3 protein-coding genes (1 of these 3 running past the window's edge) are annotated in these 24851 nt (G+C 69.0%); all 3 read right to left on the bottom strand.

From position 1 onward, the window contains the following. Tightly spaced (each overlapping or abutting the next), the 3 genes in view from QW861_RS26530 to QW861_RS26520 form a layout consistent with a single transcriptional unit that may run on beyond the window. Positions 1 to 8549 carry the 5' portion of a non-ribosomal peptide synthase/polyketide synthase gene (locus QW861_RS26530; RefSeq protein WP_316193683.1) on the bottom strand. 7858 nt of this gene lie to the left of the window's left edge, so 8549 of the gene's 16407 nt are visible here — the first part of the coding sequence; it begins with the start codon at positions 8547 to 8549; its stop codon lies off the left edge, out of view. Beyond that, positions 8542 to 15132 (bottom strand): non-ribosomal peptide synthetase, encoded by a 6591-nt coding sequence (locus QW861_RS26525; protein ID WP_316172829.1) that lies wholly within the window; start codon positions 15130 to 15132, stop codon positions 8542 to 8544. Before QW861_RS26525 ends, QW861_RS26530 begins: the two co-directional genes overlap by 8 nt. Next, positions 15129 to 24851, bottom strand: a complete 9723-nt coding sequence (locus tag QW861_RS26520) for a non-ribosomal peptide synthetase (protein WP_315752517.1) — start codon at positions 24849 to 24851, stop codon at positions 15129 to 15131. Before QW861_RS26520 ends, QW861_RS26525 begins: the two co-directional genes overlap by 4 nt.

The following is a 24851-nucleotide window of genomic DNA, read 5'->3' as shown; positions in this document are numbered from 1 at the left end:
TGCGCCGTGCCCAGCAGACGCGCGGTCAGCTCAGCGTCGATCGCGAGCGGCACGTCGTCGGCGTCTGCAATCGTATCCCGATCCGCATGATCGAAATCGCTCGGCACGTCCTCCGTCTGCCGGAGACCGGACCAATGATCCCACTCTGCAGCCGGCACATCCGAGGCCGCGTGCGCGCGCAGCGCTGCGCCCCATTGGGCATAGGCGTGCGTCTTGGGCGGCAGCGTCGCCTCTTGTCTACGCATGAGCTGCTCATAGGCAGCCGCGAGATCCTCCAGCAGCACACGCCACGACACGCCGTCGGTCACGAGGTGATGAATCACGATCAGGAGGCGCTGCCCGCCCTCCGGCAGATCGATGCCGACCAGCCGCACCAGACGTCCCTCCGCGAGCGAAAGGCTCGCCTGGACCTCAGCGGCGAGCGCGGTGACCGCCTCGCCATCGGCCAGCTCGCACGACCGAAACAGGTCGGAGACCGCCGGCGCCGGCCCGTGCTCGGCGCGCCAGATGCCGTCGATGCGTTCGAAGCGCAGTCTCAGCGCATCGTGATGAGTGACGACGGCCACTGCCGCGCGCCGCAGCACGTCCCAGTCGAGCCGCTGCTGCGGCCGCAGCAGCAAGGCCTGGTTCCAGTGATCGGGCGCCTCCAGCTCCTGCTCGAAGAAACGGAGCTGAATCGGCAGCAACGGGAGTGGCCCGGAGACGAGACCCTGCTCCGCCGTCGTCTCCAACCGGACGACCTGCCGCGCGTCGCGCGCCAGGGCTTCCAGCGTCTGATGCTTGAAGACGTCTCGTGGCTCGATCAGAAGGCCGGCCCGCCGCGCACGACTGACCATCTGCAGCGAGATGATCGAATCGCCGCCGAGCTCGAAGAAATTGCCGGTCATGCCGACATCGGGCTGATGCAGCAGCTCGGCCCAGATGGTTGCCAACGCAGCCTCGGCCGGCGTCCGCGGCGCAATCCGCATCGCTGCAGCGGGCGCCTCCGGCGCCGGCAGCGCGTTGCGATCGACCTTGCCATTCACCATCAGCGGCAGGCGGTCGAGGACCACGATCCGCGCCGGCACCATGTAGTCCGGCAACGTCGCGGACAATGCGTCGCGCAGCACCTCGCCATCGAGCGCGCCGTCACCGCAGACATAGCCGACCAGTTGCCGGCCAGCCCCGAACTCCCTCGCGATGACGACGGCCGCAGTGACCGATGGCTGCTGCAGCAGCCGCGCCTCGATCTCGCCGAGCTCGATGCGGAAGCCGCGAACCTTTACCTGGTGATCGGCCCGGCCGACATAGTCGATGGCGCCGTCGCTGCGCCAGCGCGCCAGATCGCCGCTTCGATAGAGCCGCGCGCCGGGAGGTCCGAAAGGATCGGGAATGAAGCGCTCGGCCGTCAGCGCCGCGCGCCCGAGATAGCCGCGCGCCAGCCCGTCTCCGCCGATATGGAGCTCGCCCGTCGTGCCCTCGGCGACCGGATTGAGGTCGGTGTCGAGAATGCGCAGGATCGTGCCTGGAATCGGAAAGCCGATCGGCACGCGCGCCCCGCTCGCCGCGCGGCAGTTCCAGAAGCTGGCATTGATCAGCGCTTCGGTGGGCCCATAGCGGTTGTCGAACCGGATTGCTGGGAATACCGCGTAGACTTGGTCCTTCAGCGGGACCGGCAAGGCCTCGCCACCGGAGAACAGCCGCTTCAAGCTCACGCATCGGCGAGCCTCCGGCTCAGCCACGAATTGCGCGAGCATCTGCGGCACGAAATGCAGCGTGGTCACACCATGCGCGGTGACCGCATCGACCAGCCGCTTCGGCTCGCGATGGGCCCCCGGCGCCGCGATCGCAAGCCGCGCACCGACCGTCAACGGCCACAGGATTTCCCACACCGCGACGTCGAAGCTGAACGGCGTCTTCTGCAACAGCGTTTCGCCGGGATCGAGCCCGTACTCCCGCTGCATCCAGGCGAGCCGCGCTGCCAGCGCACCACGCGTGCAGGCCACGCCCTTCGGCACGCCGGTCGAGCCGGACGTGTAGATCACATAGGCGAGGCTCTCGGCGTGGGTCGGACTCTGGAGATCCAAGCTGCCGGTGTCCGTGTCCTGCGAGGCGCGTCTGTCGCCGACGGCGATCAACTCGGCGCCCGCCCCTGCCGTGATCTCCATCAGCCGATCACGCAACTGCGGCTGCGTCAGCACCAGCCGCGTGCCGCTGTCGCCCAGCATCGCCGCGAGCCGCTGGCTGGGATAATCCGGATCGAGCGGCAGGTAGCCGGCCCCGGCCTTCAGAACGGCCAACACAGCCACAACCAGGTCGGCGCTGCGCTCGAATGCCAAGCCGACCGGAGCATCCAGAGCGATGCCGGCCTGCATGATCTGTCGCGCCAGGCGGTTCGCCTGCGCATTCAGTTCCACGTAGCTGATCCCCTCCTGATCGGAGATCAAGGCCATGGCCGCAGGCGCCCGTGCGACCTGCTGTTCGATCTGCGTCACGACGTCGACGAAGCCGTCTTTCACCGTCGGCGCGGCGGGTCCCGAGCTCCAGCCGAGCACCCGTTGCAAAGCGGCGGCGTCCAAGCCATGCAGCTCCGCGACCGGGCGGCTGCTGTCGTCGGCGATGCGCCCGAGCAGGCAGGCGAACGCCGCCTGTATCCGCTCGATCTGCACCTGGTCGAACCGGCTGCGATCGTAACGGAAGCCGAGCCGGATGCCGGCGTCGGTCACGAACACCGCGACCGTCAGCGCATAGTTGGTGATCGAGATCTGCTCGGCGCGGCTGGCGCGCGGCCCCCCGCCGGCCTGATCGCGCAGCGCCGCGTCGACCGGATAGTTCTCGAACACGAAGATGGTGTCGAACAGCGGCCGGCCGGCGCGGCCGGCAAGGCGCTGGATCTCGTGCAGCGGCATCCAGCCCTGCTCGCGCAGGTCGACGTTGCGATCCTGCAAGCTGCGCAGCCACTCGCCGACCGGCGTTTGAGGTCTCGCGTCCTCGAGCGCGGGCACGGTGTTGATGAACAGGCCGACCGCCTCTTCCACGCCCGCGATCTCGGGCGGCCGGCCGGAGATCGTGGCGCCGAAGCAGACGACATCCTGGCCGGTCAAGCGCCGCAGCAACTGGCCCCACGCCCCCTGCAGAAGCGTGTTCAACGTCACCCGCTCGCGCCGTGCCGCGACCTGCAGCCGCTCGGTCTTCACCGCATCGATCACGAGATCGATCGACGCATGGCCGTCGGCAGGTGCGGCCGGCCCGCCCAGCGCATCGGCCAGCAGGCTCGGCTCGCCGAGCGTCGAGAGCGAGCGCGACCAGAACATGCTCGACGCCTCTCGATCCTGCCGCTGCAGCCAGGCAATGTAATCGCGATAGCGGCCGCGCGGTGCGCCCAGCGAGGCGCCGCCGACATGCTGCATGATCTCGCCGATGAGCCTTGCTGCGCTCCAGCCGTCGAGCAGGATGTGATGATGGGTCCAGATCAGGCGGAAAACGCCGCCGTCGAGATCGATGAGACGGACCCGCTGCAGCGGCAGCCGTGACAGGTCGAAACCGGCGCGCCATTCGGCTGCCGCCACCTCGGCCAGCGCCGCGTCACGCGCGGGCTGATCCATCGAGTCCACACGGTCGCGCCAATCCTCCTCGACGAAGGGAACAGGAGCCTGCCGATGGACGACCTGCTGCGGTGCGCCCGACAATTCTTTCCACACGAACGCGGTCCGCAGCACCGCGTGTCTCGCGGTCACCGCCTGCCACGCCGCGCGTAAACGCGCCGCATCGGCGCCGCTGACGTCGACGGCGATCTGACTGACATAGTTGCCGCTGTCGCCGTCGCGCAGCGCGTGGAACAGCATGCCCTGCTGCATCGGCGACAGCGGATAGATGTCCTCGATATCGCGCCAATCGCGCGAGGCTCCGAGCAGGTCGAGCTCCGGCTGGCTGAGGCCCGACAGCGGAACGTCCGACGGCGTGAGGCCATGTACGCCGCTCGTGCAATGCGCGACGAGTTCGCGCAGGGCCGCGGAATAGCACGCGGCCAGCCGCTCGATCGTCGCGCGGCGATAGCGTCGGCGGCCGAAGCTGAATGTCAGCCTCAGCTGGCCGTCGAGCACCTGGCCGTTGATGCTGAGCCAGCGCCCGAGCGGCGCGCCGGCGCTGCGTGACGGCCCCGCGCCTTCCGGCGCGAGCGCGAAGGCAGGGTCAGGGCCGGCGCCGAACTGGCCGAGATAGTTGAACACGATCCGCGGCTCGGCTCCGCCCGCCAGGGCGGCGCGCTGCTCAGGGCTGCCGCAGTAGCGCAGCACGCCATAGCCGAGCCCACGCGCCGGGATGGCCCGTAATTCCTCCTTGATCGACTTGATGAGCGTGGCATCGTCGCCCGCGCCACCGGAGAGGCGAAGCGGAAATGCGGTCGTGAACCAGCCGACCGTGCGCGACAGGTCGATGCCTTCGAACAGATCCTCACGGCCATGGCCTTCGAGCTCGACCAGGCATTCATCGAGTCCGCACCAGCGGTTGACGGCGCGGGCCAGCGCCGCCAACAGCAGATCATTGACCTGGGTCCTGTAGGCAGCGGGCGCCTGCTTGAGCAGTTGCCCGGTCATGTCGGCATCGAACGACACGGCGACGTCTTCGCCGTCGGCGACGCGATCGGTCTCACCGTGATCGTCGTCGCATGGCAGGTCGCCGGCGGCACTGCGCTGTTTCCAATAATCGAGCTGATCGGCCAGCTCCTCGCTCGCCGCGTAGTCTTCAAGCCTCCTGCTCCACGACGCCATGGACTGGCTCTTGGGGGGCAACGCAATCGCAACCGCGCCCTGCGCCGCCTGTCGATGCGCCGACATGATGTCTTCGAGCAGCACACGCCAGGATACGCCGTCGACGACGAGGTGATGCACGACGATGAGAAGCCTCTGGCTGCCGTCCGCGACGTCCATGCCGACGAAGCGCAGCAACGGCCCCTGCAGGGACAGGCTTGCCTGCGCGGCGGCGGCAACCGAGGTGATCTCCGCCGCATCCTGAACAGCGCGGGTCCAGAGCAGATCGGCGCTCGCCGGCATCGCGCCATATCTCGCCTGCCACGCGCCGTCGCTCTGGAGGAATTGCAGTCGCAGGGACTCGTGATGCGCCACCACGGCCTCGACCGCCGGCGCCAACACCCGCCAGTCGAGCCGTGCCGACGGCACCAGCATCAACGCCTGATTCCAGTGATGCCGTTCGCCGGCGTCCTCGGCAAAGAAGCGGCGCTGGATCGGCAACAGCGGCACCGGATCGCCATCGCGCGCGAGCGGCTCGGCGAAGACGACCGCCGCCCGATCGCGGCGCGCGACCCGCGCCAGCCCTTGCAGCGTCTGATGCCGGAACAGGTCGCGCGGCTCGATGGCAAGCCCGCGCTGGCGCGCACGTCCGACCACCTGCAATGAAATGATGGAATCGCCGCCGAGCTCGAAGAAGTTGTCGGTCAGCCCGACCCGCGAATGGCCGAGCAATTCAGCCCAGATCGCCGCCAGCTCCAGTTCAGCCGGGGATTGCGGTGCGACGTAGTCGGCCTCAGCAGACAACTGCTCGGGCGCCGGCAAGGCGTCGCGATCGACCTTGCCATGCGCCGTGAGCGGCATCCGCGACATCAGTACGATGCGGGCCGGAACCATGTAGTCCGGCAGTTCCTCGGACAACGCCGCGCGCAGCCCGGTCTCGTCGAGGCCATCCTCGCCGCAGGCGTAGCCGATGAGCTGCTGGCGTCCGCCGATCTCGCGTGCCACCACCACCGCCGACTGAACACCCGCCTGCCGCGTCAGCCGTGCCTCGACCTCGCCCGGCTCGATGCGGAAGCCGCGGATCTTGAGCTGGTGGTCGGACCGGCCGACATAGTCGATGACGCCATCGGCGCGCCAGCGCGCCAGATCGCCGGTGCGATACAGTCGCGTGCCCGGTGCGCCGAACGGATCGGGGATGAAGCGCTCCGCCGTCAACGCCGGCCGATTCCGATAGCCGGCCGCGAGCCCCTCGCCGCCGATATGAAGCTCGCCGGTGACGCCGACCGGAACGATGTTGAGATCGCCGTCGAGAACATAGGCCGAGCGCCGGCCGACCGGACGGCCGATCGGCGCATAGGCGCAGTCGATCTCGGCATCGACGTCGACCTTCCAGACCAGCGGCGTGACCACTGTCTCCGTCGGACCATAGCCGTTGATCAGCTTGCGCGGCCGCAGCGCCTGCCTGACCTTGTCGAAGCCCGATTTGGGCATGGCCTCGCCGCCGAACGAATACAGCGACACGGGCGGCGGATCGCCGCGCCACGCCGCGAAGTCGGCAAGTTGCTGCAGATAGGCCGGCGGAAAGCCGGCATTGGTCACGCGCTCCGCGCCCATCACGTCGAGCGTCTTCTCCGCCGACCAGAGATCGGCGTCACGCATCACCAAGGTCGCGCCGCAGCTCAGCGCGGTCCACAACCGCTCATGCGCGCCGTCGAAGGTGAAGGAGAGGAAGTGCAGCTCGCGCGACTGCCGGTCCATCTCGTAGAGACCGGCGGTGGCGTCGCAATGCATCGCGAACGGTCCATGCGCGACCGCGACGCCCTTCGGCACGCCGGTGGAGCCGGACGTATAGATCACGTAGGCGAGGCTCGAGGGATGGACATCGACCGCCGGGTCGCTCTCCGTCGTCTCGGCCGCCATCGCGCCGGGATCGACGACCGCGATGCCCGGCATCGGCGGCCATTGCGATCGTCCCGCCGCATCGACCAGCACGACGCGCGCGCCGGCATCCCGAACGGTGGCGGCGAGCCGCGCCGGCGGATGATCGGGATCGAGCGGCAGATAGGCCGCGCCGGCCTTCAGGACGGCAACAAGACTTGCGACGAGATCGGGCGAGCGCTGCATCGAGAGCCCGACGAGCTCGCCGGGTCGCACGCCGAGCGCCAACAGATGCTGCGCGATGGCATTGGCGCGGCGATCGAGCGCCTGATAGCTGATCGTCTCGGCCCCGAACACCAGGGCTGTCGCGCCCGGCCTCTCCTTTGCGTGCCGCGCGAGCATCCGGTGCACCGGCTGGAACCCCGCGAGTGCGGGCGCACAGGCATTCCACTGCCTGACGTCGTCGCGCTGCCGGTCCGACAACAGCTCCAGCGCCGCGATCCGCTGCGTGGGATCCGCGACCGTTGCCCGCAGGATCGTCAGCCAATGCCCCGCGAGCCGTGCGATGGTCGACCGGTCGAACAGCGCGGCGGCAAAGGAGAACAGCGCCGAGACGTCTCCCGACGGCGCTTCCTCGCTGTCGAGAGCGAGGTCGAATTTCACCGTCTCGATCTCGGCCGCGATCGTCTCGATCTGCAATTCGGACCCAGCCGGCGCATGTGCCGCCTCGCGCCGATGCTGATGGTTGTAGAGCACCTGGAACAGGGGCGTCTGGCTCTGGCTGCGCTGCGGCTGCAGCACGTCCAGCAGCCGCTCGAACGGAAGATCCTGGTGATCCCTGGCCTCGAGCGAGGCCTCGCGCAGGGCGTGAATGACGTCGGCGATCGTGCTCCGGCTGTCGATGCGCGTGCGCAGCACCTGGGTGTTGACCAGCAGCCCGATCAGCCGCCGCGTTTCCGACCGGTCGCGATTGGCGAGCGGAACGCCGACGCAGATGTCGCCCTGCCCACCGTAGCGATAGAGCACCAGCTTGAGCGCCGCGAGCAGCACGACGAACAGCGTCGTGTGATGCTGTCGGGCGAGCCCGCGCAGACGATCGGAAAGCTCGGCGCCGAGCGACAGGCGTATGGCATCGCCGGATTGGTCGGTCTGGGCCGATCGGGGGCGATCGAGCGGCAGTTGCAGCATGGCCGTGCCGTGCAGCCGGTCGGTCCAGTACCGGAGCTGCCGCTCCTCCTCCACGGCACCGAGCCACAGTCGCTGCCAGGCGGCGAAATCGGCGTAGTCGATCTCGAGCGCCGGCAGTGAGGCGGTTTCGCCGCGGACGGCAGCGCGATAGAGCTGCCAGAACTCCTCGGTAAGGACCTGCATCGACCAGCCATCGGCGACGATGTGGTGCAGCGTGACCGAGAGGATATGCTCGTGCTCGCCGAGCCCGAGCAGCGCCGCGCGCAGCAGCGGTCCGGATTCGAGATCGAACGGCAGCGCCGCTTCCTCACGCAGCAGCCGGCGCGCCTGCTGCTCGCGATCGTCGCCCGCAATCTCGATACGGCGAAGCGCGACCGGCGCCGGCTTGCCTACGATCTGCTCCGGCTCGCCGCCGTCCTGCCGGAACGTGGTGCGGAGCGCGGCATGGCGCATGACGAGTCCGTCGAGCGCCTTCTGAAGCGCAGCGGCGTCGAGACGACCCCGCAGGCGGATCGCGACCGGCATGTTGTAGGCGGAGCCGCCCGGATCCATCCGCCACAGGAACCAGAGGCGGGCCTGCGCGAACGACAACGGCGCGCGCTGCAGATGCTGGCGCGCGATCGGCAAAATCGACAGATCGATGCCCTTGGCCGCCAACTGCGTGAGGAAGGCCCGCTGCTTCGGCGCATCGAGACGCGCCAACCGGCGCGCGATCTCGCTGAGCTGCTGGGTCTGAAGTCCCGACTGATCATTCATTGGCGAACTCGACTTCCTCAAGCAGATCGAACATGGCGGCGATGTCGTCGCTGCGCCTGCTCGTCGGCGGGTCCGCGGCGAGCGCGGACGCCATGGCCTCGACCGTGGTCAGCTCGAACAACCGCTTCAGCGGCAGCTCCCGCGCAAGATCGCGCTTGATGCGGCCGACGAGCTGGACGGCCACCAGCGAGTCGCCGCCGAGCTCGAAGAAGTTGTCGGTGACGCCGACCTCCGGCCTGTGCAGCAGCTCGGCCCAGATCGTCGCGAGCGCCGCCTCGGTCGGATTGCGCGGGCCGACTCTGTGCGCCCCCGGCGGCTTCGCGTCCGGCCGCGGCAGCGCCTTGCGGTCGATCTTGCCGTTCGGGGTCAGCGGCAGCTCCGGCAGCACGATCACGCGCGACGGCACCATGTAGTCCGGCAGCGCCGTTGCGAGCGCGGCGCGGAGGTCACTGCCATCGAGCGAGGCCTCGCCGCTGACATAACCGACCAACTGACGGCCGCCGCCGAGCTCCTGCGCGACGACGACGCTGTCGCGCACGCCCGGCAGCTCCCGCAGCCGCACCTCGATCTCGCCGAGCTCGATCCGATGTCCGCGGATCTTCACCTGATGATCGGCGCGGCCGACATAGTCGAGCACGCCGTCGGCTCGCCAGCGCGCGAGGTCGCCGGTCCGGTACAGCCGCGCACCGTCGCTGCCGAACGGATCCGGAATGAAGCGCTCGGCACTCAGCGCCGCGCGTTTCCAATAGCCGCGCGCGAGTCCGTCACCGCCGACGAAGAGCTCGCCAGTGACGCCCATCGGCGCAAGGTTGAGATCGCCGTCGAGCACGTACAACCGGGTGCTGCCGATCGGGCTGCCGAGCAACGGCACCGGATTCGTCGCATCGAGGCGGTGACGCGCCGACCATACCGTGGTCTCGGTCGGCCCATACAGGTTCCAGACCTCGCTGCTCAGCGCGCTGAGCCGCCGCGCCAGATCCGAGGCCAGCGCCTCCCCGCCGCTCAGCAGGCGGCAGGCTTTCGGCAGCCATGGAGCGGTTTCGCTGGTATTGGCCGCATCGTGATCGAGCAGCATGCGCCAGCTCGACGGCGTCGCCTGGATCATGGTCACGCCGTGCCGTGCGACCAACACCTTGAGAGCCGCCGGATCATGGGCCGCGGCGCGGTCGGCGAGCACGATCCGGGCGCCATGGGCCAGCGGCAGCCACAGCTCCAGCACGGCGATGTCGAAGGACAACGAGGTCAGCGCCAGCACGCGGTCGTCGGCCGCGATGCCCGGCTGTTCGGCCATCGTCGCCAGGAAGTTCGTCACCGCGGCGTGGCGCACCATCACGCCCTTGGGCAGCCCGGTCGAGCCGGAAGTGTAGATGACGTAGGCGAGGCTCTCCGCATGCCCATCGACGGAAAGATCATCGGTCTGGCCGAGGCCATCGCCGGCCGCCACGTCGAGCAGCCAGGCCTCGGCATCGCTCCGGGCCAGCACCGGCGCGAACCGGTCATGCAGCGTGGCCTGTGTCAGCAGCAGTTTGGCGCCGCTGTCGTTCAGCATGTGCGCGAGACGCTCGGACGGATAGTCCGGATCGAGCGGCAGATAGGCCGCGCCCGCCTTGAGCACCGCAAGCAGCGCCACCATCATCGTGACGCCGCGCTCCAGCGCCAGCCCGACCACCACATCCGGCCCGACGCCGCGATCCCGGAGCCGCCGCGCCAGCCGGTTCGCCCGCGCATTGAGCGCGCCGTAGCTGATCATCTCCTGCCCATGCACCAGTGCGACCGCATCGGGAGCTCGCGCCGCATGGGCCTCGAACTGCCGGTGCACGCAGAGCGCATTTGCATCGTTGGTCGCCGTCGCGCTCCAGGCCTGCAGCAGCCGCGCGCGATCTTCGTCCGGAACGACGTCGATCCTGCGCACCGGCGTATGCGGCGCCGCTTCCAGCGCCAGCGCCAGCTGCTCGAGCGAGTGCTGCATCATCGCGCCGACCCGCTCGGGCGCGACCGGCGCCACGGCCTGGACCGTCAGGTGAAGCCCATGGCCGTCGTCGTCTACCGCCAGCATCAGCGGATAATTGGTGCGCTCCTCGCCACCGAGCCATTCGACGCCTTGCAGGGACTGTGCGTCTGCCAGCGCATCCTGTCTCCTGCCGTGCCGATAGTTCAGGATCGCGGAGAACAGCGGCGTCGGCGGCGCGACGCCGCTGCAGCGCTGGGCCATTGCCAGCGAGGCATGCTCATGCGCCATCAGCTCCGCCAGCCGCCCATGCGCTGCGCGAACGCTGTCCTCAACCGACGTGCCGTCGAGATCGAGCCGCAACGGCAGCGTGTTGATGAACAGGCCCAGGCTGCGGCCGGTATCGTGGCCGGCCTGCATGCGGCCGAGCAGCACGGTGCCGAACACGACCTGCTCACGTCCGCTGCTGCGCGCCAGCACCTGGCCCCAGGCGACATGACAGAGGCTGGCGAGGCTCGCGCCAAGGCGCCGCGCCTGCGCGCGCAGCCGCGCGTCGAGCGTAGCCGGCACGGGCAGCTTTGCCTCGCGCGCGCCGTCGCCGTTGCTGCGCACCTCCATCAATCCGAATGGTGCCGTCGGCGCATCGATGTCGGCGAGCATGCTGCGGAAGAAGCGCTGCTGCGCATCCTGCCCGCCGGCCTTGCGGGTCTCGGCCACGAGGTTACGGAACGGAATCGGTGGAGGGAGAGCGCTGCGGCGGCCCGCCAGGATCAGTTGCACTTCCTCGTGCAGCGCCTGCAGAGTGGTATGGTCGCCGACCATGTGATGCAGCAGGACCAGCAGCAGCAGGCGATCATTTCGTGGGTCGCGGGCGACAACGAGACGCAGCAATGGCGCCTGGGTCAGGTCGAGCCGGCAGGACCTCGGATCGAAGCGGCGCGCCAGCTCGACCTGGGCCGGCTCGTTGCCTTCGAGCTCAACTTCGGTGACGCCTAGCGGTGCCTGGCGCCAGACCACCTGCGCCGGCACCGACAGCCCATCCCAGAGGAACGACGTCCGCAGGACGTCATGCCGGTCGATCACGTCCTGAACGGCCGCAAGATAGCGATCCAGCAGATCACGGCCCGCAAATGCCATCTGCGCGACCAGCACGTAGGGGTCGCCCTCCGTCGCGAGCAGATGATGGAACAGGATTCCCTCCTGCAACGGCGACAGCGCGTAGATGTCCTGGACGTTGGCGACGCCGCCCGGCACACGGCCCACCACGCGGTCGATCTCGTCCTGGCTCAGCGCGATCAGCGGCAGCATGTCCGGCGTGATGACCGGGCTCTGCGCCGTGATCGGGTTGTCAGGAATTGCGGTCTCCTCGCTTTGCCGCAGGCTGGCCGCGAGATCGCGCAGCACCGGCTTGGCGAACACCATCTGCGCATCGATCGTCAGCGCACGGCGCTTCAGCCGGTCCAGCATGCGGACGACGAGCAGCGAATGGCCGCCGAGCTCGAAGAAATGATCGTTGCGACCGACGCGCTCGATGCCCAGCAGCTCGCGCCAGATAGCAGCGAGGGCCTGCTCGATTTCGCCGTGGGGCGGATCATAGGCGCCACGGCCGAACGCCTCGTCGTCCGGCGCCGGCAGTGCCTGCCGGTCGACCTTGCCGTTGGGTGTCAGCGGAAACGCATCGAGGCGAACGATCGCCGAGGGAACCATGTAGTCCGGAAGACACGCCTGCAAATGCGTGCGCAGGCGCGCAGCCCATGCGCTGGGATCACCTGCATCGTCCGCCGGCACCACATAGGCGACGAGCGTGAGATCGCCCTGCGCATCGCGCCGCGCCAGCACCGCCGAGTCCCGCACTCCGGCCTGCGCATTCAGCCGATGCTCGATCTCGCCGAGCTCGATGCGGAAGCCGCGGATCTTCACCTGATGGTCGTTGCGGCCCAGGAATTCGATGTTGCCGTCGGCGAGATGGCGGCCGAGGTCACCGGTTCGATACATCCGCGCGTCGGACGACAGCCCGAACGGATCCACGGCAAAACGCTGCGCCGACAAATCGGGACGGTTGAGATAGCCGCGGGCAACCCCTGCCCCGCCGATCCAGATCTCGCCGACGGCACCGCGCGGCACCGGCATGCCCTGGGCGTCGAGCAGATAGATCCGCGCGTTGGCGATCGGGCGACCGATTGGGACGACACCGCCGGCGAAGCCGGGCGGACGGCGCCATGCGGTGGCGCAGACGGTTGTTTCCGTCGGGCCGTAGGCGTTGAAGACTGCGATGTCCGACGGCAGGGCCTCGAACAGCTCCGGCTTTGGCAACTCGCCAGCGAGAACGAGCACGTCGAGCCCGGAGAGCCGCGCGAGGTCCGAGCGGCCCTGCAGCATCGCCGGCGGCAACGTGGCATGGGTGATGCGATGTTCGGCGAGATAGTTCACCAGCTCCGCCGCATCGCGGTGCTCGCGGCTTCCGAGCAGATGCAGTTCGGCGCCGGCGCAAAGCGCCATGACGATGTCCCACACGCTCGCATCGAAGCTGAAGGAGGCGAATTGCGCGATCCGGCTGTGCGGACCGGTGTCGAACAGCCCGATCTGGGCCTGCGCGAGATTGACCAGGCCGTGGTGCTCGATCATCACGCCCTTCGGCTGTCCGGTCGAGCCCGACGTGTAGATGACATAGGCGAGGTTGCGCGGCGTCAGGCCACGGGCAACAACATCCGGTGCGCCCTCCGGCAGCCCGCTCCAGGCCGGCGCATCGCTCTCCACATCCACGACCGGACATGCCACGCTGCCGAGCGTACTGGCGCTCGCGCCGTCACAGAGCAGCAGCGTCGGCCGGGCATCGGCCACGGTCTCGCGCAGCCGCTGCGGCGGATAGGTGGGATCCAGCGGCAGATAGGCCGCTCCCGCTTTGAGGACCGCGAGCACGCTGACGATCGCATCGATGCCGCGCTGCTGGCAGATCGCGATCAGCCGGTCCGGACCAGCGCCCAGCGCGACGAGATGATGCGCGAGGCGATTGGCGCGCAGCTCGAGCTCGCGATAGGTCAGGTTGACCTCGTCATGGACCAGCGCCACCGCCGACGGCCGGCGGCGCGCCTGCTCGGCAACGAGATCCTGAATGCAGCAGTCAGGCGGCGTGAACGAGCGCGTGCGATTCCAGTCATCCAGCAGCAGCGCACGTTCCTCGGCTGGCAGCAGCTCGATGCGATCGACCGGCTGGCTGGTGTCGGCGACCATGGCGCGCAGCACCGCCAGCAGATAGGTGCGATAGCGCTGCACGGTCTCGGCGTCGAACAGCGCCGTCGCGTAGTTGATCTTGCCGGAGATGCGTCCACCGCTCTCACTGAGATCGAGCTCGAGATCGAACTTGATCTTGTGCTGCTCGGTCGCAAGGCGCTCGACCGCCAGGCCGGGCAGCGCCAATGAGCCGATATCATTGCTCTGCCATGCGAACACCACCTGGAACACGGGCGTGTATTCCGGATGCCGCGGGGGCTGGAGCGCCTCGACAAGATGCTCGAACGGCAGGTCCTGATGATCCTGCGCCGCAAGGACGGCCGTCTTCACCCGCTCGATCAACTCGGCCACAGCTAGACCGCCCGAGAGGTCGAGCCGCAGCGCCAGCATGTTGACGAAGAAGCCGGCCAGGCCTTCGAGCTCCGAACGCATCCGATTGGCGGTCGGCGTGCCGATGACGAGATCCTGCTGGCCGGCCAACCGCGACAGCACGAGGGCCCAGGCGGCCAGCACGATGACGAACGGGGTGGCGCCGAGCGCGATGCTCAATTGCCTGATATCGGCCGAAAGACCGTCGTCGATCTCGACAGGCACCGCGGCGCCGGCGTTGGATCGCGGTGCAGATCGCGCCCGGTCCGTCGGCAGTGCCAGCAAGGACGGCGCGTCGCGCAGCACGGCGGTCCAATGATCGAGCTGCCGCTGCAGCCGATCTGCCGTCAGCGAATGGCGCTGCCATGCTGCATAGTCCGGATACTGAATCGCCAGCGGCGGCAACGGATCATTGCCGCCTGCAACGAAGGCGGCATACAGCGCCGAGAGCTCGCGGACGATGACGCCCATCGACCATCCGTCGGAGATGATGTGATGCTGGCTGAGCAGAAGGACATGATCATCATCGCCCAGGTCGATCAAATGGCTGCGGATCAATGGACCCCGCGCAAGATCGAACGGCGCGCGCGTACACTCATTCAGCAGATCGGCCAGCCGCGTTTCGCGGTCCGGCCGCCCGCGAAGATCGTGCACCTCCAGCGGCAGGCTGGTGTCCGGCGGCAACAGCGCGACCCGCGGCTCGCCCTGCTCGGCGACGAAGACCGTCCGCAGCGCCTCGTGGCGGGAGAACAGCCGGTCGAGGCTGCGGCGCCATGCGCCGATGTCGAGCCGGCCGCGCAGCCGCAGCGCCACATCAATGTGATAGTTGGTACTTCCATTCTCGAGCTGGGCCAGCAGCCAGAGCTGCTGCTGCGCGAAGGAGAGCGGCAGCGAGCCCCCGCGATCGGCGATCGGGATCGTGTTTGTATCGCGTCTGGGGACATTGCGGCCGCGCTGTCGCGCGCGCGATGCCAACCGGCGCAGCGCCTCCGGATCGAGGTTGTGCAGAAGAGGCTGTCCTGATTGTCCGCTCATGATAGCTCCGCTGTCATCAGGTCCTCAAGTTCACCTTCGGCGAACTGCTGCTCGATCAGTCTGATGGAGAGGACGCGCGCGAACTCCGCCAATTCCGGATGAGCGAACAGCTCGGACAATCGCATCGATGTGCCGAACTCCTGCGCGACACGGCTGAGCAGCCGTACCGCCAGCAGAGAGTGGCCGCCGAGATTGAAGAAGTGATCGCCCCGCCCGACGCGGTCGAGGCCGAGCAGCTCCGCCCAGATGCCGGCCAGCGTGATCTCGATCTCGCCGACCGGAGCTTGATAGTGGGCCCCCGCTTCGCCTTGTGAGGCCAGCGGCAGCGCCTTGCGGTCGACCTTGCCGTTCGGCGTCAGCGGCAGCCGCGGCAGCACGATGACGCGCAACGGCACCATGTAGTCCGGCAGCGCCGTCGCGAGCGCCGCGCGCAGCTCGCCGCCATCGAGCGCGCACTCACTGCCGACATAGCCGATCAGGTTGCTACCGCCACCGACATCCTGCGCGACCACGACGCTGTCGCGGACGCCGGGCAGCGCGCGCAGCCGCGCCTCGATCTCGCCGAGCTCGATGCGATGCCCCCGTATCTTGACCTGGTGATCGGCGCGGCCGACATAGTCGAGCGCGCCATCGGCACGCCAGCGCGCCAGGTCGCCGGTCCGGTACAGCCGTGCACCGGGGCCGCCGAACGGATCCGGAATGAACCGTTCCGCGCTGAGCCCGGGCCGCTTCCAATAGCCGCGCGCCAGTCCCTCGCCGCCGATGAACAGTTCGCCGGCCACGCCGGGCGGCGCCAGATTGAGATTGGCGTCGAGCACGTAGAGCGTGGTATTGCCGATCGGACCGCCGAGCACCGGCATGGGATCATTGGCATCGAGCCGGTGGCGCGCAGACCACACCGTGGTCTCGGTCGGCCCATACATGTTCCAGGCCTCGCCGCTCAGCGCGACGAGCCGCCGTGCCAGATCGGGAGCCAGCGCCTCGCCGCCGCTGAGCACGCGACAGCGACGAGGCAGCGCGGCGGCCTCGTCATGATCGAGCAGCATGCGCCAGCTCGACGGTGTCGCCTGGATCAAGGTCACGCCGTGCCTGGCCACGATCGCCTTCAGCGCCGTCGGATCGTGCGCGGAGGCGCGGTCGGCCAGCACGATCCGGCCTCCCCGGGTCAGCGGCAGCCACAGCTCCAGCACCGCGATGTCGAACGACAGCGAGGTCAATGCCAGCACGCGGTCGTCCGATGCGATCCCCGGCTGCTCGGCCATCGTCGCCAGGAAATTCGTCACTGCGCCGTGACGCACCATCACGCCCTTGGGCAGGCCGGTCGAGCCCGAGGTATAGATGACGTAGGCGAGGCTCTCCGGATGAATGGCGAGGTCGAGGTTGCCGGCGTCGCCTCCATCGTCGATGCGATCGAGCAGCCAGGCTTCGGCTCCGCTGTCGGCCAGCGCGGGCGTGAACCGATCTTGCAGCTCGGCTTGCGTGAGCAGCAGTCTTGCGCCGCTGTCGCCGAGCATGTGGGCAAGACGCTCGGCCGGATAGTCCGGATCGAGCGGCAGGTAGGCGGCGCCGGCCTTCAGCACGGCGAGCAGCGCCACAATCATCTCGGCATCGCGCTCCAGCGCCAGTCCAACCACGACATCGGCGCCGATCCCGCGCGCGCGCAGTCGCCGCGCCAGCCGGTTTGCCCGCGCGTTCAGTTCGCCGTAGCTGATCCGGCGGTCGCCGCAGACGATCGCAACCGCGTCCGGGACGGCCTTCGCCCGCGCCTCGATCTGCGCCACGAGGCCAGGCGCCGCGCCGATCGACGACGGTCGGGGTGACGTCTCGCCGATCGCAGCTCCGCTCCAGCGCAGGACGCACGCCAGCGCCTCTCCGTCGACCGTGCGAAGGCTGCCGGTCGGACGGGTGGCATCCGCCGAAATCTGCGTCAGCCAGTCTCGCAACGACGCGCTCACCCGGCGAACCGCATGGTCGTCCAGTTGCGCGCGATCGTAGTTGAAGTCGAGGCGCAGGCCCTCGGGTCCATCGAACACGATGACCGCGATCGGATAGTTGGTCGGCGTCACGTGTTCGACCCGCCCGATCTGCGGCCCGGCACCGTCGCGCGCGGTGAGCGACTGATCGATCGGATAGTTCTCGAATACCATCAGGCTGTCGAACAGCGGCTGCCCGGCCCTGCCGGCCAGACGCTGGATCTCGTGCAGCGGCAGCCACTCATAGTCGCGCGCCGCGACGCTCTGCGCCTGAAGGGCGCGCAGCCAGTCGCCGGTCGCGGTCTGCGGATGCGCGCGATCGATCAGCGGCAGCGTGTTGATGAAGAGGCCGACCATGTTCTCGGCGCCGGCAAGCTCGGCCGGACGGCCCGAGACCGTGACGCCAAAGCAGACCGCGCTTTGCCCGGTATATTGCCGCAGCAATTGGGCCCAGGTACCCTGCAGCAGCGTATTCATCGTGATGCGCTGCTGCGTCGCGAACCGCCGCAGGCGAGCCGCGAGATCACCGTCCACGCGCAGCGTCAGCCGGCGATGGCCGCTCGCAGCGTCGATCGCGCGGCTCGCACGCAAGGCGTCGGCGAGCGGCGTGGGCTCGAAATCGCGCAGCGTCTCGCGCCAGAAATCAGCGGCTGCCGCCTGGTCGCGCGTCTGCAGCCAGGCGATGTAGTCGCGGTAGCCGCCTTGCGCCGCCGACGGCGCGGCGCCGCCGATCTGCTGCAGCACATCGGCGAGCAGCCGCGCCGAGCTCCAGCCATCGATCACGATGTGATGATGCGTCCAGATCAGCCACAGCCTGTCTTCGCCGAGCCGGATCAGCCGCAGCCGCTGCAGCGGCGGACGGGTAATGTCGAAGCCGAGTTCGCGCTCGCGCCGTGCCGCCTCCGCAAGCGCCGCATCGATCTCCGCCGCCGCAGCCCCATCAGCGATACGACTGCGCCAATCCTCGTCGACGACGGGCACGTCGAGCTGCCGGTAGACGATCTGCTGGGCTGCTCCGGACAATTGCTGCCAGGCGAACCCGGTCCGCAGCACCGCATGCCGCGCACTCGCCGTCTGCCATGCCGCACGCAACCGCGCCGGCGTCACGCCCCGAAGCTCGACCGAGAGCTGGTTGACATAGACGTCATCAGCGCCATCGCGCAGCGCATGGAACAGCAAGCCCTGCTGCATCGGCGACAGCGGGTAGATGTCCTCGACGGAGCGACAGTCAACGGTCGCGCAGAGCCGGTCGAGCGCCGCCTGATCGAGCCCCGCGAGCGGAACGTCGGACGGCGTGAGACCGCCGGCGCCGCGGAGGCAATGATCGACGAGACCATGCAGCGCCGCGCGATAGAGCTCGGCGAGCCGTTCCACGGTCGCGCGCCGATACCGCCGGCTTCCATAGCGGAAGCCGAGCCGCAGCCGCCCGTCACGCACCTCGCCGTTGATGCTGAGCCAGGCCCGCAACGGCGTGTCGGCGGCCCGCATCGATCCCGGATTCTCCGCCGCGATCCGGTACGGCGCGGCCGCACCGAGCTGGCCGTCGAAGCGGCCGAGATAGTTGAAGACGATACGCGGGTTCGGCGTCGCCGCCAGCGCGTCGCGATGCTCTTTCGCGCCGAGATAACGCAGGACGCCATAGCCGAGCCCGCGATCGGGCATGGCGCGCAGCGTCTCCTTGACGCGGGTGATGAGCGCGCGGTCGGTCTCGCTGCCGCCGTCGAGACGCACCGGGAACGCGCTCGTGAACCAGCCCACCGTCCGCGTGAGATCGACGTCCGCGAAGACATCCTCGCGGCCGTGGCCCTCCAGCTCGATCACGACGCCTTCGATCCCGCTCCAGCTCCAGAGCGCGCGTGCCAGCGCGGCCAGCAGCAGGTCGTTGACCTGCGTGCGATAGGCCGCAGGCGCGGCATCGAGCAGCCGTTCAGTCAGCTCCGCCTCGAGGTTCAGCACGACCTCCTCGGCGTCGGCCTCGACGTCGGTGCCACCATGAGCATCGTCACAGGGCAACTCACTGCCGCGGGAGGGCGCGAGCCAGAACGGCAGTCCGCCTGCGAGCCGATCGGAGGCCGCATGCGCGCGCAGTCGCTGCGCCCAGGAAGACGGCGCGGAGCTCGTGGGCGGCAGGCTGACGGCGGCCGCCTGCCCCGCCACCTGTTCGTAGGCCGACGCGATGTCCTCGAGCAGGATCCGCCATGACACGCCATCGACGGCGAGATGATGGATGGCGACCAGCAGCCGCTGGCTGCCGTCGCGCATGTCGAATCCGACGGCGCGCAGCAGAGATCCCGATGCCAATGACAGGCTCGCCTGCGCCGCCGACGCGATCGCGCTGACGTCGGCCGGCTCGACTGCCGTGCGGAGCCAAAGCAGCTCAGGCGCAGCAGGCAGGTCGGCCGGCACCGCCTGCCATTCACCCGCGATCCGCCGATACGTCATGCGAAGCGCATCGTGATGCCTCACGACGGCAGCGAGCGCCCGCTGCAGCACGCTCCAGTCGATCCGGTCCCGCGGGATCAGCAGCACCGCCTGGTTGAAGTGATCGCGGTTGGAGATTTCCTCGGCAAAGAAGCGCAATTGGATCGGCAGCAGCTCCGCAGCGCAGGCGTTCATTGCGTTGCGTGCTGCTGCCGGCGGCGTCATGGCCGGCGCGGAGGTGGTCGCAACCACGCCGGCCAGCGCCGCTATCGTCTGCTGCGCGAACATCTGCTTCGGCGTCAGCATGACGCCGCGCTTGCGCAGCCGTGCAGTGATCTGCAGGCTGAGGATGGAGTCGCCGCCGAGCTCGAAGAAATTGTCATTGCGGCCGATCCGCTCGCGGCCCAGCACGTCCTGCCAGACGGCGGCGATGGCCTGCTCCACCGCGCCGACCGGGGCGACATACGACAGCACGGCGTCCTCGTCCGGCTGCGGCAGCGCCGCGCGGTCGAGCTTGCCATTGGCGGTCAGCGGCAGCCGCTCGAGCACGACGATGCGCGACGGCACCATGTAGTCCGGCAGCATCGCCGAGAGTTGCTGCCGCAGCGCCTCCGGCTGCAACACGACGCCGGCCGCGGCGACGCAATAAGCCACGAGCTCCTGGCGTTCCTGCTCGGCGTCGACGGCGCGGGCCACGACGGCGGCATCGGCGACGCCGTTCAACGAGGAGACGGCGCGGCTGATCTCGGCGGGTTCGACGCGGTAGCCGCGCAGCTTCACCTGATCATCGCGCCGGCCCAGGAACACGATCCGGCCCGCTCGATCACAGCGCACCAAATCGCCGGTCCGGTAGAGGCGTTCGCCTGCAGGTCCGAACGGATCGGGAATGAAGCGCTCGGCCGTCTGTCCAGGCGCACCGCGATAGCCGCGCGCCAGCCCGGCGCCGCCCACATAGAGTTCACCGGCGACTCCGGCCGGGACGATATTCAACGCATCGTCGAGAACGTAGGCGCGCAGGTTCGCAAGCGGCAATCCGACCGGCAGCACGCCTTTGGCTTCGGCGTCCGTCCACTCATGGGTCGTCACGCCGACCGTCGTCTCGGTCGGGCCGTAGTGATTGACGATCCGGCAGTGCGGCCGCAGCCGGCGGACCTCTTCGATCAAGCCGGGATCGCAGGCCTCGCCGCCAAGGATCAGCACGTCGCGCGGCAGAACGTCGGCCGAGCGCCGCGCCCGCAACAGGCCGCGCAGATGGCTCGGCACGATCTTGAGGACGCCGATCTCGCCGTCGCGCATCGCTTGCGCAAACGCATCCGCATCGAAGGCGGCATCGGCCGGCAGCAGATTCAAGGTCACGCCGCTCGCAAGCGCGCCAAACAGCACGGTATGGCCGAGATCGGCGGCGACCGTCGAGACCATCGCCATGCCGGCGCCGGCGCGCGGTTGCAGCCGGGACAACAGCGCCTGAACGTAGTTGGCGAGCGCGCCGTGCGACACGGCGACGCCCTTGGGCGCACCGGTCGAGCCCGACGTGTAGATGATGTAGGCGGTCTGCGCCGGATGCGGCCGCGGGGCATCGAACGCGCCGGAGGACGCATCGCCGCGCAGTTCACCGTCGAGCGTATGACACTCCAGCGCCCTCGCCGCAGCCAAGTGCTCGCCGGTTGCGACCAGCGTGCCGATGCCGCCGCCACGAAGGATGCGATCGACGCGCGCCACCGGCCATGCCGGATCGAGCGGCACTGCGGAGCCGCCCGCCTTGAGGACGCCGAGCAGCGCCGCGACGAAGGCCGGCGACCGCTCGATCCACAGCGCCACCGGCGCCTCGCGCGTGATGCCGGCCGCGACGAGCACACCCGCGATGTGGTCCGACCAGCGCACGAGCTCGGCTGCGCTGACGGTGTCCCGTCCCTGGCGCAGCGCGATCCGATCATCGCGGCGCGCGAGCGCAACACCGATCAGATCGAGGATGTCGGTCGCGGGGAAGCTCGTCGCCTCCGCCACGACGGTCTGCTCGACGCCGCGCGCGATCGCGAAGTCGCGCAGCGGCCGGTCGGTGGCGGCCGCGATCTGCCGCAGGAAATCGACGAGCTGGTTCCCGATCCGCTCGACCGTCGTCACGTCGAACAGATCGGTTGCGAAATTCAGGCTCGCATTCATGCCCGTCGGGCCGTCGACGATGTCGAGCGCGAGATCGAAATGCGAGCCGGCGAGATCGACGATGCGCGGCTGGGCGTGCAGGCCGTCGCCGAGCGCAAGTCCGGCAGGCGCGGCCATGTAGTTGAACTTGACCTGGAACAGCGGATTGTGGCCGCCGGAGCGAGTCGGCTTCAGCGCGTCGACGAGACGGTCGAACGGCAGATCCTGATGCGCCAGCCCGGAAATGACCTCCTCCTTCGCCCGCGCCAGCAGCTCGGCGAAGCTCATGCCGTCGGTCACGTCGGCGCGCAGCACCAGCGTATTGACGAAGCAGCCGATCAGCGACGCCAGCTCGGCCTGGCGGCGCCCGGCGACGGGCACACCGACGCGCAGGTCGGAGCGGCCGGAGTAGCGGAACAGCAGCAGCTGATAGGCGGCGAGCAGCAGCATGAACATGCTGACGCGATGCTCCCTGGCGAGCGCGCGGAGCCTCAGCACCAGATCTGGCGCGATCTCCACGTGGATGGTGTCGCCGCGATAGCTCTGTACGGGCGGCCGCGGCCGGTCGAACGGCAATGCAAGCGGCGTATCCGCATCACCGAGCCGCTCGCGCCAGTAGGAGAGCTGCTGCGCGGCCTCGGGGCCGGAGAGCCAATCCCGCTGCCATGCGGCGTAGTCGGCATATTGGATCGCGGACGGCGGCAGCGCCCCTGCCCCGCGCCGGAGCCCGTCATAGAGCGCGGCGATCTCGGCCAGCAGCACGTCGAGCGAGAGCCCGTCGGCGACGATGTGATGCGCCGACAGCAGCAGTTCGTGGCGGTCGTCCGCGAGCTGCATCAGCACGGCGCGCAGCAGCGGGCCATTGACGAGATCGAACGGCCGCGCCAGCTCCTCGCGTGTTCGCGCCGCGACGCGCGACGCGCGCTCCGCCGCCGGGCTGCGCCGCAGATCCTCGACCGCGACGGGAATGTCCGGCGACGCATGGATGACCTGCACGACGCGGCCATCCGGGGCAGAGAAGGTGGTGCGCAGCGTCTCGTGGCGGGCGACGATTTCGGTCAGCGCCTGCACCAGCCGTGCTTGATCGAGCGGGCCGTCGAAATGAACCGTGCAAGCGATGGTGTAGGCCGTGCCGGCCGGATCCATGCTCCAGAGAAACCACAGCCGCTCCTGCGCGGGTGACAGCAGCTCGCGCAGCCCCGCCGGTGCGGGCTGCAGCGGCGGGAGCACTTTCGCGTCCGCGCCGGCCGCATCGATGAGCGCTGCGAGCGCGACGAGCGTCGGCGCATCGAAGAAGCCGCGCAGCGCGAGCTCGACCCCGAACTGCTCGCGCACCATCGCCGCGATCTGAGCGGCCGCGACCGAATTGCCGCCGAGCATGAAAAAGTCGTCGTTGCGGCCGACGGTCGCGCGCCGCAGCACATCCCGCCAGATCAGCGCAAGACGGCGTTCGGTCGCCGTCGCAAGCTCCGGTGACGGCGAGGGGTCCGTCGCCTCGCGTCGCCGTTCGAACACCATGAAGCTGTCGAGCGTGCCCTGCGCCCACCTGGCGCGGCAGGCGGACCGCTGCAGCTTGCCGCTGGTGGTCAGCGGCATGCCTTGCGGGTTCAGCAGCACGACCACCGCCGGATATTCCTGCGTCTGCCGCATGACCGAATCGCCGATCGCCTTGATCAACACGTCGGCCGGCGTTCGCCGCAGTACCGCCCTGCCGAACTCGGCGGCGACGCCGATGCCTTCGACGCCATCGATCTCGACCGGGAAGGCCGCGACACGTCCCTTCCGCACCGAGGCCACCTCGGTCTCGACGGCCTGCTCCAGATCGAACGGATAGATGTTCTGGCCGCGGACGATCAGCAGATCCTTGAGCCTGCCGGTGACGACGAGATCGCCGTCGCGGACGAAGCCGAGATCGCCCGTCCGCAGCCAGCGCGCGCCATCGCGAAGGACGAATGTCTGCTGCGTCGCCTCGGGATTGTTCCAATAGCCCTGCGCGACGCTCGGACCTGCGACCCAGATTTCGCCGACCTCATTCGTCCCGGCGTCGGCGGACGCATCGACCCTCATGATGCGCACGGCATGGCCGTCTGCCACGGCGCCGCACGCCATCAGGTCCGTGCCCTCGCCGGCCTCCGCAACGCGGCCACCCGCGAGCGCCGCGGGATCGAGCGTGTGACAAACCGCCCGGCTCGCGCGGTCGCCCGCCGTCACCAGCAAGGTCGCCTCGGCCAGGCCGTAGCACGGCGTCAGCGCGCGAGGATCGAGGCCCGCCGGCCGGAAGCGCGCGGCAAATCGATCCAGCGTCGCGCGGCGCACGAACTCCGAGCCGGAGAACGCGAACCGCCATCGGCTGAGGTCCAGGCGCGCGATCGCTTCGTCCGAGATCCGGTCCGCACAGAGCGCGAACGCGAAGTCCGGCCCGCCGCTGCAGGTGCCGCCGTGGCGGTGGATGGCGTCGAGCCAGCGTCGCGGCTGCTCGAGGAAATTGCGCGGCGACATCAGCACCGCCGTGAAGCCCGTGAACAGCGGATTCAGCAATCCGCCCATCAATCCCATGTCGTGATAGAGCGGCAGCCAGCTGACGAAGACGTCGTCCCTGGTCCCGCCGAGCGCCGCTTCGATTGCGATCTCATTGGCGACCAGGTTCCGGTGAGTGACGCAGACTCCCTTCGGCTGCGACGTCGAACCCGACGTATATTGGAGGAAGGCGATCGCATCGCCGTGCAAGTCCGTCTCGCGCCAGGATGCGGCGGCATCGACCGGCACCTCGTCGACGGCAACAACATGAGCATCGGTCTCGCCGACCGAAGCGACGACGACGTCGCGAAGCCGCGCCTGGGTGAGAATGAGTCGTGGCGCCGCATCGCGCAGGATGCCATCGAGGCGGCTGGCGTAGCGCTCCTTGCCGGTCTCCGGCGGATAGGCCGGCACGGCAATGACCCCGGCATAGAGGCAGGCGTAGAATGCGACGGCATAATCCGGACCGTTCGGCAGCAGAATCACGGCGCGCTCGCCGGCACGCGCGAGCTCCTGCAGATGCGCCGCAAGCGCGCGGATGCGCCGGTCCAGCGCAGCGAATGTCAGCTCGTGGACGACATCGTCGCCTTCAATGAAGCGCAGCGCCGGATGGTCAGCACGCGAGGCGGCATGCTCGCGGAGTCGTTCGACGAGGGTCTGTGTCGGCAT

The organism is Bradyrhizobium sp. SZCCHNRI1029 (genome assembly GCF_032487555.1).
Classification (GTDB): domain Bacteria; phylum Pseudomonadota; class Alphaproteobacteria; order Rhizobiales; family Xanthobacteraceae; genus Bradyrhizobium.
The sequence above is the reverse complement of the archived record's forward strand: the minus strand, read 5'-3'. Positions and strand labels throughout refer to the sequence as shown.